At 64.8% G+C, this 11965-nt stretch carries 8 protein-coding genes and 2 tRNA genes; 3 read left to right on the top strand and 7 right to left on the bottom strand.

Translation table 11 applies throughout. From position 1 onward, the window contains the following. The first annotated feature begins 46 nt into the window (after positions 1-46). Together lexA and BSY18_RS03885 are read left to right on the top strand one after the other, a co-directional pair. Complete coding sequence (gene lexA / locus BSY18_RS03890) at positions 47-769, top strand: transcriptional repressor LexA (protein WP_054133150.1); 723 nt, start codon at positions 47-49, stop codon at positions 767-769. A 170-nt stretch (positions 770-939) separates the two neighbouring features. After that, on the top strand, positions 940-3756 hold the full coding sequence (locus BSY18_RS03885; protein WP_069049711.1) for a CHAT domain-containing tetratricopeptide repeat protein: 2817 nt from the start codon (positions 940-942) through the stop codon (positions 3754-3756). 138 nt (positions 3757-3894) lie between these two features. Here BSY18_RS03885 and BSY18_RS03880 read toward each other — a convergent pair whose 3' ends face one another. The 6 genes from BSY18_RS03880 to BSY18_RS03855 all read right to left on the bottom strand — a co-directional run bounded on the left by BSY18_RS03880 (position 3895) and on the right by BSY18_RS03855 (position 9582). Next, a complete protein-coding gene (locus tag BSY18_RS03880; RefSeq protein ID WP_069051679.1) occupies positions 3895-4992 on the bottom strand; it encodes a cobalamin-independent methionine synthase II family protein in 1098 nt (365 codons plus the stop codon). A 421-nt stretch (positions 4993-5413) separates the two neighbouring features. After that, positions 5414-5490, bottom strand: a tRNA-Pro gene (locus tag BSY18_RS03875). 251 nt (positions 5491-5741) lie between these two features. After that, the gene (locus BSY18_RS03870; protein WP_069049710.1) at positions 5742-6233 is read right to left on the bottom strand and encodes a RidA family protein; all 492 of its coding nucleotides are present in this window, start codon (positions 6231-6233) and stop codon (positions 5742-5744) included. A gap of 166 nt (positions 6234-6399) precedes the next feature. After that, a tRNA-Ile gene (locus BSY18_RS03865) sits at positions 6400-6476 on the bottom strand. Positions 6477-6570: 94 nt separating this feature from the next. Further along, entirely contained in the window at positions 6571-7560 is a 990-nt protein-coding gene (locus BSY18_RS03860; RefSeq protein WP_069049709.1) for a polysaccharide deacetylase family protein, read from the bottom strand. 81 nt (positions 7561-7641) lie between these two features. Then, positions 7642-9582: a sensor histidine kinase gene (locus BSY18_RS03855; protein WP_069049708.1), complete on the bottom strand. Its 1941-nt coding sequence runs from the start codon at positions 9580-9582 to the stop codon at positions 7642-7644. A gap of 294 nt (positions 9583-9876) precedes the next feature. Between BSY18_RS03855 and BSY18_RS03850 the strand changes: the two genes are divergently transcribed. Then, complete coding sequence (locus BSY18_RS03850) at positions 9877-10344, top strand: Lrp/AsnC family transcriptional regulator (protein WP_054133156.1); 468 nt, start codon at positions 9877-9879, stop codon at positions 10342-10344. A gap of 75 nt (positions 10345-10419) precedes the next feature. Here BSY18_RS03850 and BSY18_RS03845 read toward each other — a convergent pair whose 3' ends face one another. Continuing rightward, complete coding sequence (locus tag BSY18_RS03845; RefSeq protein WP_069049707.1) at positions 10420-11730, bottom strand: hypothetical protein; 1311 nt, start codon at positions 11728-11730, stop codon at positions 10420-10422. Between the last annotated feature and the right edge of the window lie 235 nt (positions 11731-11965).

The raw sequence follows: 11965 nt of genomic DNA, 5'->3' as shown, positions 1-11965 counted from the left end.
TATTCGTTCGACCGCCGATCCACCGGCGCAGAAAGGAACATTCAGCATGCTGACCCGCAAACAACACGATCTGATCCGCTTCATCCAGGTACGGCTGGAGGAAGACGGCATTTCCCCCTCGTTCGAGGAGATGAAGGAAGCGCTGGATCTCAAGTCGAAGTCGGGTGTCCACCGGCTGGTCAGTGCGCTGGAGGAACGCGGTTTCATCCGCCGTCTGCCCAACCGTGCGCGCGCGCTCGAAATCCTCAAGCTGCCCGAAGCGAGCGTCAAGCCGCGCGCCAAGGAACTGGCCGCGGCCGCCGCTGCCAAGACCGATGCGGCCAAGAGCAACATCGTCAGCATGGACGCAGTCCGCAAGGCGCAGCCGCCGGTCGCTGCCAACAACAATGTGCTGGAAATTCCTCTGCATGGCCGGATCGCTGCGGGCGCACCGATCGAAGCATTCGAGGGCACCGAAATCCTTCCCGTGCCCGCCGCGCTGCTGGGCAGCGGCGAGCATTATGCGCTCGAGGTGTCGGGCGATTCGATGATCGAGGCAGGGATTCTCGATGGCGATTTCGCGCTGATCCTGCGCACGGAATCGGCGCGCGATGGCGAGATCGTGGTGGCGCTGGTCCGCGGCGAAGAAGCAACGCTCAAATATCTGCGCCGCGAAAACGGCCGCATCCGGCTCGATCCGGCCAATGCCTCCTATGATCCGCAATATTATGCGCCGCACGAAGTGCAGGTGCAGGGCAAGCTTGCAGGCCTGCTGCGCCGCTATCACTGACCAGCCTCGCTGACGAGCACTGCACGGCACCCGCGTCACCCTGGAGGTTGACCGGGACAGCACCGGGCTGTCCCGTTTTCGCTACAGTCCCAGGCGCAAGAAATCGCTTTTCATTTGGAATACGGCTGTCCAAGCTGCCCAGGTCTGCGATCGAGAACCGGGGGGCCCCTATGATCAAAGCTGCAGTGGCACTGGCGAGCGGTATCGGTCTGTTTCTGGGGGCACCAGCCCATGCCGCACCCGATCGCACGAGGCTGGACGCCCTGATCACGCAGTTCGAGGCCGCCGATGCCAACAGCGATGTCGAGGGTTATCGCAAGATCGCCGACCAGACCCTCGCCGAGGCACGGCGGCTCTATCCTGCCGGCCATCCCGAGATCGCCGCACGCGCGCTGTACGTCGCCCAGGCGCTGGCTGCTTCGGGCGAGATGGATCCGGCCAAAGCCGAGGTCGACAGGATCATCCCCGTGCTTGCGGGCGCGCAGGGATACAAGGCGGACTGGCGCAATGCGCTCAGCCTGCGCGCCTATATCCTCAACTTCAAGGGCGATCATGCCGGTGCGCTGGCGATCAACGAACAGCTCGCCGCCGAATATGCCAGCGATCCGTCAAGCCAGGGCATTCGCGACCATGCCGTAACGCTGTCGAACCTGGCAGCGTCGTATCTCGAACATGGCCGTCTCGATGACGCGCTCGCGCGCAACGCCGAGGCGATCCGCATTGGCCTCGCGCTGGATCCCGTCCCTCAGGACGTCGCCATCTGGAGCGCCAACCGGGTCGTCTATTTCTATTCCGCCGGGCGCACCGAAGACGCCATCGTCACCGCGCAGGAAGGCATCTCGCAAGCAGGCGGCGCCCTCGGCACCGATCACCCGGCGATGGCCAACCTCTACGCCAATCTCGGCGCGATCCTCATGCGGATCAACCGTCCGCACGATGCCATGGCGCCGATCCGGCAGGCCTATGAACTGATCGAAAAGGCCAATGGCGGCCCCAACCAGAACAGTGCGACGATGCGGACGCAGTTCGCCCAGGCGCTGGTGCGGGCCGGGCAGCACAAGGATGCCCTCGCCTTTCTCGATTATGCCACGCCGATCATCGATGCCCAATTGGGCGCGCAGAGCGACCGGTCGCTGGTGGCCCGCGATACGCGGCTGGTTGCGCTGATCGCGCTCGGCCAGGGTGCGCAGGCCGAAGCGCTGGCCAGGGAGCTGCTGGCGGTGCGCGATGCGCGGCTGCCCGATGGCCACAGGGACCGCGCCAATACGCGCGACAATCTCGCCAAGGCCGCCTTCTCGATCGAGAATTGGGCAACCGCGCGCGATGCAGCCGCGCAGGCCGTGGACTTGCGCAGCAAGGCGCTCTCCCCCGACCATCCCGATCTGCTGCTGTCTCGGGCATTTCTGCTGCGCGTGGAGGACCGCGGCGACTTGCGCCCGGCAACCGAGCTCGTCGCCGAGGCGCGCCAGGTTTTCGAGGCGCTGACCTTGAACGCGCAGCTTGCCCGCGGGTCCGCCCAGGCAGAGCGCCAGCGGCCCGCTTATGGCTGGCTGGCAGAGGTGTTCGCGCGGCGCGGTGCGGCAGACGATGCCTTCCGCGCTCAGCAATGGGCGGCGCGCACCGCGCTCGACGACACGCTGGCGATCGCGGCGAGCGAGCTTTCCGCCAAGGCAGACCCCCAGCTTGCCAGCCTGCTGGTGCGACGCCGCGAACTGGTGGCGGCGCGCCAGGGGCTGGAGGCGCGGATCGATGCCAATGGCGCGCGCCCAGATCCAAAGTTTGATCTGGCGGGCGTTTCGAACGATCTGGCCGGAAACCGCAGCGAGATCGCTGCACTCGATGCCGGACTGACCCCCGAGCAGCGCAACAGCCTGATGTTTGCCCCCGCAAGCGTGAAGGACATTCAGGCGACCGGCGCGCGGGGCGACGTCAGCATCATGATCACCGATATCGGCGACAGCTGGCTGGTGACCGCGCTGGATGCCGGACGCGTGCTGCAGACCCTTGTCGGCGCCGATGCTCCGGTGGACGCGCTCGTCGCGCAGCTGCGCGCCGTGGCTGATCCGACGGGCGATGGTGTGCTCGACCGGGCCGCATCGTCGCAGCTGTTTGCAGCGCTTTTCCCGGGCGAAACCGCAGCGCTGGTGCGCTCGGCGCGTCAGCTTTACGTGACCGCCAACGGCTCGCTGGGGTCCCTGCCCTTCGGCTTGCTGTCGGCCGATCGCGCCGGCCGTGGGTTGCTCATGGAGAAATCGACCATAGTGCGGCGGGTGGGCGTGCCACGCGGCCGGACGGCGGCCTTCGCGCCCACCGGCAACACACTCGTCGCCTTTGGCGGCGTAAAAGGCGCGCCCGCGCGAACCTTGATGGCGATGCGCTCGGCGAGCACCGCAAGGACGATTGCCGATCTGCCCGACCTGCCCGATTCACGGCGCGAACTGGCCGCGCTCGGCCAGGCGATCGGCACCGGGTCTGCGCAGCTTCTGGTCGGCGATGACGCCACCGAAGAGGCATTACGCCGCGCCGCTGTCCCGCCCGGCGCGGTGCTGGCCTTTGCCACCCATGGCCTGCTTTCTGGCGAGCTCGACGGGTTGAGCGAACCCGCGCTGTTGCTGTCGCCCGCAGGCAACGACGACGGCTTGCTCAAGCCCAGCGAGATCGGTGCGATGAACCTGCCTGCCGGGCTGGTGATCCTGTCGGCGTGCAACACCGCAGCAACCAGCTCGACCGATCGCCCGCAGCTGGCAGGGCTGGTCCAGGGCTTCTTCCTCGCCGGGGCTGAGCGCGTGCTGGCAAGCCATTGGCCGGTGCGCGATGATGTCGCCCGGCGGCTGTCGGTCAGCACCGTGCGCGGCATGAACAACCGCCTGGCGCCGGCCGAGGCACTGCGCCGCGCGATCGCCCAGGTCCGCAAGGGATCGGACGGCGAACCGGCAATCGACAAACCCGCGCTGTGGGCGGTGTTCGAGTTGTTCGAAGCCAATTGAACGACCGGGCGGGCTTTCGGTAAGCATCAGCAAGATCGCGCAATTCAATTGCCGCCCAACGCTGTTGGTCGCCAAGATTGACGCAAATCGCGATCAGGCGCGCGCATTCCCATTCGGTGGTGTGGTGCTCGACCGAACTTACAGCCTCGCGCCTGCAAGATCAGCGCCTTCGCGCAAAGCCTTGAGTTTCTTGGCGGTCACCAGCGGGTCGATCTTCCCATAGCCTGCAAAGGTGCCGAACCCGCAATCGGTGCTGCCGATGATACGGTCTGCGCCGACAATGCCGGCGAAACGCGCCAGCCGCTGCGCAATCAGTTCGGGGTGCTCGACATAATTCGAGCAGGTGTCGATGACCCCGGGGGCCAGCCGCTTGTCGCTGGGGATTTTCGCATCGCGCCACACCGTCCATTCATGTTCGTGCCGGGGGTTGGCCCCTTCGAACAGGATGGTGGCCGGGCGCGCGGCGAGCACGATGTCGACCACGCGCTCGAGCGGGATATCGTGATCGTGCGGACCTTCGTAATTGCCCCAGCAGATGTGCATGCGCATCCGCTCGGGCGGGATGTTGGCGGTGGCAGCGTTCAGCGCCTCGACATTGGCGGCAGCGACCTTGAGGAACTCGTCCTCGGACAGGTCCTGATAGCCGGTATGGCGCGACATCGCGAGATCGGGGCAGTCGAGCTGCAGGTCAAACCCGGCACCCACGATCGTCTCGTATTCCTCGCGCATGGCATCGGCGAGATCGGCCAGATACGCCTCGTGGCTGGGATAGTGGCGGTTGACCTGGAAGGCGGTGATCAGCCCGGGGGAAGCCGCGTTCATGAATCCACGCCCGCCTGGCGCATGTGCATCCATCGCGGCCCGAAAGCGGCGGATATCGTCGTGCAGCGGCTCGAGCGATACCAGCTTCACCGGACCGATGCACGAGGCACGAACGAATTCCTGACTGCCCATGATCGCAGAGAGCCTGCGCGCCAGATCGGGCACTTCGGCCAGATCTGCGGCCGGCTTGCGATCGACGTGCCCGCCAAAGCCCGACAGCCGCTCGATCATGTAGGTCGAATAGCCAACCTTGCCCATTTCGCCGTCGCTGACGATGTCGACTCCACATTCGCGCTGGAAGGCGACCGAGCGATTTACCGCATCGGACACCGCAGTGTCGAACGCAGCAGCATCATAGGGTTCGCCTGCATCGCGCGCGAGCAGCAAAGCGGTCAGCTCGGGTCCACGCGGCATCGATCCGACATGGGTTGTGGCGATATAGGTCAATTTAGCCCTCCTGATAACTTTTCACGGCCTCTGAGCTCGCTCCTTCGCCCATTTGGAGGGACCACACAAAGTGATAGCAGCGATCCAATACGATCAGTCCTGTTGATATGTGAGAAAGGCCGTTGCCGGGCCGAAACGCGGCATCTGCGCTGCCCTGGGATCGGCAGTGCGAAGGGTGGCCCTGATCGGGCTAGGAGATAATATCTCGGAAATCGACGCGGCGCCGAAAAATGTATCAGCCCTGGACGCGGATGGCATGGAGGATCTTGCACATGAGGTATCGCCCTGTGTCGGGCGTCTGTGCTGGTGGGATGTGTAGTGGTCGCGTGATCGAAAAACCCATCAGCCCATACTTACAGGCTGATTTCCCTGGGTTTTAGAGATAAAATGGTCGGGGAGACAGGATTCGAACCTGCGACCCTCTGCTCCCAAAGCAGACGCGCTACCAGGCTGCGCCACTCCCCGATCCTGGATCGACCCGGCCATGGTGTCCGCGAGGGCGGGCATCTGGGACGGATTTTCGCAATGTGCCGGTGAGTGGGCTGGCCCCAGGGTCACCTTCGACATTGCAAGGCCAGTGCTAACCGGCCTGCCGAGCAGGGTGTCTAGCCCGTTGCGACGGGATTGCAAGCCATGAAACGCCTCCACCGGGAGATTGCGATGCGGGCGCCGCGTGTGGTCCGGGATGGCCATTGCAAAGCCGTGACGGCTGCCGACTATCTGGCCTTGGCAGCGATCGCTTCGATCTCGATCAGATAATGCGGACCGGCGAGTCCTGCCACCTGCACGGTCGATCGCGCGACCAGATTTGGGTTCTGGCTGGTGCCGAAGAATGCGCGGTACCCTGCGTTGAAACCGGCAAAGTCCATCTTGCCGCCGAGCGCGGGATCGCCGACCACGAACACGGTGAGCTTGACCACGTCGGACATCGCATAGCCTCGGTCCGCCAGCGCATTTTCGATCTTGCGAAAGGTGCTGATCGTCTGGGTGCGGGTATCACCATAGGCTTCGATGCTGTCGGTGCGCGCAGGGTCGATCGGATCGGCGAGCTGGCCGCTGAGCATCAGGATCTCCGCACCCGGCGGGATCGTCACCCCGTTCAGAATGATCGCAGGTGGCGGATTGGGATGGCGAACGATCGGCTGGGCTTGCGCGGCGCCGGCACATACCAGCAACAGGAGCGTCAAAAGCGGCAGATGACGAATCAAGCGGCGATCCTTTCTTCCTGAACCGAGGGCGCAACGCAACGCGGCGCGCAGCAGCAATCACCAGCGCAATAGCAGAGGAAGGTGGCGCCCCGCCAGCCCGGGTTCACCTGCGATCGCTCGCGGCCCATTCGGCGCGCAACGGCGATGCTGAGGGTAAGGTGGAAAATGGTGGGCCCGGAGGGACTCGAACCCCCGACCTAGCCGTTATGAGCGGCCAGCTCTAACCAACTGAGCTACAGGCCCGTCCCGGCTGTGCCTCTGGCGCGGTTAGCCCAGCGCGGGGCGGCAATGCAAGCGGGAAAAGCGCAGTCCTCCAAAAGCCCGGCAGCCGGCGGCTTCAGCGCAGTATGGCAGCATCGATATCGCCAATGCAGGTCGGCTTGACGTCGCGCGATGCCAGATACGACAGCACCTGATGCCACCAGTCGAAAAACGCCTCCACATCCGCAGGCTCGCGAACATAGGGCGTGTGGCCTGCGCGGAGCGAGGGCGAGTGGAACGAGAAATTGAGGATCGGCAGACCATCGTCGAGCGCGATGTCGATCCCGCGGATCACCTCGGTGACCGAAATGCCTTCTGGCGTCAGCGAGATGCGTTCGAGCAACCGCCCGCGGGCCATCAGCGACTTGGTGAGACCCGCCATCTGCGCGAACGGGAAAATCGGTCCCTGGCGGCGCAGCAGCCCCCAATAGACCGACGTCACCGGCAGCTCGACGATGTCCAGCCGCCGATCCAGCCAATAGGGCTCAAGCGGGTAATGCGAAAAGTCCGGCCCCTCGGCCTTGCTGTAATCGAAATTGGCGCGCACCGAGGTATCGAACCGCACCCCTGCCTCGCGCAGCAGATTGAGCGTCTCGGGGCCGATGCCATAGCGCCCGGCGCGATAGGCGATCGGCTGCTTGCCGGTTACCTCGGCGATCGCATCGCGCAGTCGGTAGAATTTTGCCCGTTCCAGCTCGGGCGGCAGGTTGCCGGCATAAGTGTTGCGCTGGTTCACCTCTTCGTCGAACGGCGGATTGACCCAGGGATGCAGCTGAATGCCGACCTCGGCGCGCCCTTCGCGAACCAGCGCGCCATAGATTTCCTTGCCGCGCGAGTCTGAAATGATCGGCCAATCCACCAGATACAAAGGGGTTACGCCATATTGTTCGCACAGTGTCTGAAAGTCGGTGATCGCCTCGATCGTGTCCAGCGAATAGCCTTCGCGCTGGATCGGGCGGGTCCAGTCGAATTCTTCCTCGACATCGATGGTAACAAGATAGCGCTGCCCGAAACCCGGCGCGAACTGGACGAAGTCGTCCTTGCCCGGCAATCTTGCAAAGGTCATTCAGCCCGCCCTGGTTTCACAGCGTCGCAGTCACCAAGGCCGGGCCCCCCCTGGCCCCGCGCCCTGGCGCGCCCCGGAAACCTAGGAACGCGCGGCCTCTGCGCTAATCCGCGTGCAAGGCAAGGTCAAGCACAGAGCATCGGCCTCAACCGCCAACTCGCCGCCCTGTGCAGCAAGAAGATTGCGCACCAGCCTGAGACAAAACCCCAGACCCAGCAGCGGGCCGCCATCGTCATGCCCTGCCGAAGCCCGGTCGACATCGAACAGCTGATCCCGGTTGAGGGCGGCGAGCGAGCGGGGGCGGCTGAAGCGCAGATCCAGCGCGTCTGCATGCTGGGCGAACGAAAGCGTGAGCACCTCATCCGGCGCGCAGCTGCCGATCAGCGCTGCGGCGAGCCGGGGCACGATGCGGTCGATCGCCTGGGGCGACACCGCGATTACCGCGCCTGCGGGCAATGCGCCGATCTCCAGCCTGGTGCCTGCATGGTCGAGCAACGGCTGGACCCGCCCGATCAGCCGGTCGACCAGATCGCCCGGAGCAACCTGTCCGGCGGGATCATCCAGCGCGTTGCGATCGAGCCGCAGCGCAGTATCGAGATCGTCAAAGCCGCTCAGCAGCTGGCGTGCGTCCTGGCGGATGCGCAGTGCCATGTCCCTGTATTCTGCAGCCACCGGACCGAACAGCTGCTGTTCGATGATCTCGGAAAAGCCCATGATCGCGTTCAGCGGCGTGCGCAGTTCGTGGACGATCTGGCGCAGGCCATCGCGCCCGGCGAGCATCGCGCCATCGTCCTGGGGCCCTGCGCTTTCCCACGCCATCGGGCGGCGGACCATGCCATTGTAGCCGATGAAGCGCCCGCTGGCGCGATCGAACACCGGGTCGGCATCGATGCGCCACTCGCCCGACAGGCCCGCAGCACCGCCCAGATTGGCGCGGCCGCCGCGCACCGGCATCCGGCGGCTGAACGCGGTCGCGACCGCAGCATCGACTCCGCGGAACCCGGCCATCGCCGGAAGCGCGAGCGAAAGCCCGTAGACCGCGCCCAGCGCGACACCGCTGGCGCTGGCAATGGCGCCGTCGACACCGGTCGAAAAACGGAACTCCTCGGGGGTAACACTCTCCGGCGCAACGGCGAGCGGCTCGTCGGCGGCAGAACGGTCATCGTCCTGCGTCGCATCGCCGGACAACGCATCGCCCGCCATGGCATCGGCCTGGATGGCATCGCCCTGCACCGCATGGCCCAGCCGATTCCAGTCGGGCACCGCGGTGGCCGGACGATCTTCCATCGCCTGCTTGAAGCGCACTTCCTGCAGCGCCTCGATCCGCTTGACGATCTCCCCGATGCTCTGCGGCCCGCCGCTTTCGGGCGCGGTGGCAACGTTGGCGACGCTGGCCAAGGCCTCGATAGGCAAAGGTTCATCGGGCTGCAGCGCATCTGCGATCGGCGCGGCCGCTTCGGCTGTCGGCTCGGTGGAGATGACATCGGCTGATGGCAGGTCTGCGGTCGGCACCGGATCGGAAGCGATGGGTTCGGCAACGCCGCTCTGCGCCTCCGGTTCAGCTAAGGCGACCTGCGCCGCCGCATCGGGCAGCGCGGTATCGTAGAGCCCCAGTTGATCGAGCAAGGCACGGGTGCGCGCGCCCAAATCGCGGCGGTGACGCAGAAAGCCGCGCGCGCGCGTCGGCAATGCGGGAACCAGCGCGGCCCATTGGCTGTCGGTCAGCCGAGCCGCACGGATGGCAGCGCTGGCGATCTGCGGGGTTTCCGCCGCCAGATACTGGACCAGCACCGGCGATACCAGCCGCCCCGACAGGCACTGCACCGTCAGAAGGCGATCCGATTCACTCACCGCGCTGCGCAGACTGTGGATGCGCGCCAGACCCAGGGCATGGCGTTCGTCAGCAGCGCTTGCGCCGATCTGGCCCAGAATGTCCACCAGTTGCCGATATTGCGCCACCGCAGCCGCTCCGCCGGGGACGTCACCGGCGAGAACTGTGGTCAGGCGATCATCGAAATGCATAACTACCCATAATCCCAGCACGGCGTGCGAATGAGGCCAAGACCGGGCGCGCGTGCGCCTGCCGATACCGATCGCGAGACAAGAGGGATAGCCAGTCAGGGGCCGTGGCGGAAGTGGGCTTTTTTCCACGTCGCAATGTGGGACAATTGCGTTAGAGAACAATTATATTATATGGAGGCATCGTCTTGTTGCGGAAAATTTCCACAAAAGACCATTCTTCCCGGTGGTTCGGTGTGTCGCGGCTCAAATCAGGCCAACCCGCTCCGGTCCGCACGGCATGGCAGGGGATAAAAAGTGTCAAGTCTGGACCAAATCGATCGACAGTTGCTGACCAGACTGCAGGATGAAGGTCGCATCACCAATGTCGAACTGGCCAGCCGCGTCGGCCTGACCGCCCCGCCCTGCCTTCGCCGTGTGCGCGCGCTGGAAGAAGCTGGTATCATCCGGGGCTATCACGCCGATATCGACCCGCAGAAGCTGGGCTTCGCGATCACGGTGTTCGCGATGGTGAGCCTCAAGAGCCAGGCCGAAAGCGATCTCAAGGCGTTCGAAGACCATGTCAGCACGCTGCCCCAGGTGCGCGAGTGCCATATGCTCAACGGCGAAATCGACTTCATTCTCAAGATCGTAGCGCGCGATCTTCAGGAGTTTCAGGCGTTCCTGACCTCCAAGCTGACCCCGGCTGCCAACGTTGCCAGCGTGAAGACCTCGCTGACCATCCGAACGTCCAAACAGCAGCCCGGCGTTCCGCTCGACGAATAAGCCGCCGGCTTCAAGCACAAAAAAGCGGGCCGGGATGCTCTCCCGGCCCGCTTTTTTTGAACCCAGAGGCCTTGATCAGGCGGCAGGAGCCGCCGCTGCACCCGCACCCGACTTCTGGTCGATGTAAACCGCCCACAGCTTGGCGATCGGCGCGCGCACGCCGGTCACGCTGGTCAGCGTCTGGCGCGCGGGAGCGTATTTGCCCTGTGCGACCTGCGCGATGGCCTGAACCATCATGGCGCGTTCCTTGTCTTCGACGTTCTTGGTCAGCGCGAGCGCCGCCAGTTCCTCGGCTTCGGCATACTGCTTGTTGGCGAGCAGCGCGTCTGCGGTCGCAAGCGTCACGGTGGCGGTTGCCTTGCCGCGCGAATCGCGAATCGAATCGGGCAGCGTCGCGACATATTCGGCGCGGCTGTTGCCGGCCAGGGTAGCCTGCTCCTTGAAGAACGCATCGCTGGCGGACACAACGCCCGCAGCCTTGCCTTCCTCGATCAACGCAAGCACTTCGGTCGGACGACGCGCTGCGCCTGCCGCTTCGATATACTCGCGATAGTCATTGGCGCTGGAGAGCCCACCCGCCATGCGCAGCAGACGCATCGCGTCCAGGCTCTGGTCGCTGGTGAAGTTGCGGTTGTCGCTCTGCATCGCGCGAACGACTTCGTTCCAGGCCTTGTTGCCGGTGTCCGCCTTCAGCAGCAGCTGTGCCCAGACCGTGCTGTCGCTCTTGGTGGCGCGCGCAATCTGAAAACCGCGCTTGGCCCAGCTGGGCGCATACTGCTTGTCACCTGCCAGCTGCGCTTCCACAGCGCGCTGCAGATAGGGCAGGCCCTGCGCGGCCAGCGGCGAATTGGCGGCATCGATGCTACGACCGCCCGACTTGGCGATCGCTTCGCCGAAGTGCGCTTCAGCGAGCTGGAACAGGTTCACCGGGTTGTTCTGTCCCGCCTGGACCGCAGCGGTCAGATAGGTGCGGGCACGACTGAAGTCATTGCCGACCAGCGCCTTCTCGCCGAGGAAGCTGTTGAAGGTACGCGCTTCGGATTCGGTGGACTTGCCCGAGGCCAGCGCTTCTTCGATGCCCTTTTCCTGCATCGCCTGGTTTTCGGTCTTCAGGCCGATCTGCAGCTTCATCTTGCCGGTGAGGTACTTTTCGTCCGCGCTGGTCGCAACAGCAGCGGCTTCGGTCAGCTTGGCGTCGGCGGTAACGAAGTCGTTGGCGCCGAAGGCGGTCTGCGATTCACCGAACGCCTTACGGAAGGGAGCGCTCAGCTCCATCTGGGGGGCTTCTTCCTTGCCTTTCTTCTGCTTCTTCTGGGCCAGCGCGCCTTCGACCGGCAGAGCGAGCGAAACTGCGGTGGTCGCAGCCAGAGCCAGCGCGAGAGCCATGGGGAAACGGGAAATGCGACGCATATTATCCTCCGAACTAAATCCCGGTTATGCACATGCCGGGCGTGATCACCCTTTTGCCGGGGCGTTAATGAAGCCGTCCTTAATGAGTCTGGCTGAAACGAACAACCGGGCTTTGGGGTTCCGCCGCAAAAAGCGGCGCGATGGCGGTGCGAAACGGCGTCGCGATGCGGTGGGTGCGCTGCGAACGGCTTGGCAACGCCCCGCCTGCTGG

This window comes from Blastomonas sp. RAC04, assembly GCF_001713435.1.
GTDB lineage: Bacteria > Pseudomonadota > Alphaproteobacteria > Sphingomonadales > Sphingomonadaceae > Blastomonas > Blastomonas fulva.
Note: the sequence above shows the minus strand (reverse complement) of the source record. Positions and strands in the feature narration are given on the sequence as shown.

Bases quoted from the DNA above. Each gene is read 5' to 3' on its own strand.
- BSY18_RS03860 (WP_069049709.1), bottom strand. From the start codon at position 7,560: ATGACCTTTGCAAGATTGCCGGGCAAGGACGACTTCGTCCAGTTCGCG.
- BSY18_RS03855 (WP_069049708.1), bottom strand. From the start codon at position 9,582: ATGCATTTCGATGATCGCCTGACCACAGTTCTCGCCGGTGACGTCCCC.
- BSY18_RS03885 (WP_069049711.1), top strand. From the start codon at position 940: ATGATCAAAGCTGCAGTGGCACTGGCGAGCGGTATCGGTCTGTTTCTG.
- BSY18_RS03845 (WP_069049707.1), bottom strand. From the start codon at position 11,730: ATGGCTCTCGCGCTGGCTCTGGCTGCGACCACCGCAGTTTCGCTCGCT.
- BSY18_RS03880 (WP_069051679.1), bottom strand. From the start codon at position 4,992: ATGCCGCGTGGACCCGAGCTGACCGCTTTGCTGCTCGCGCGCGATGCA.
- lexA (WP_054133150.1), top strand. From the start codon at position 47: ATGCTGACCCGCAAACAACACGATCTGATCCGCTTCATCCAGGTACGG.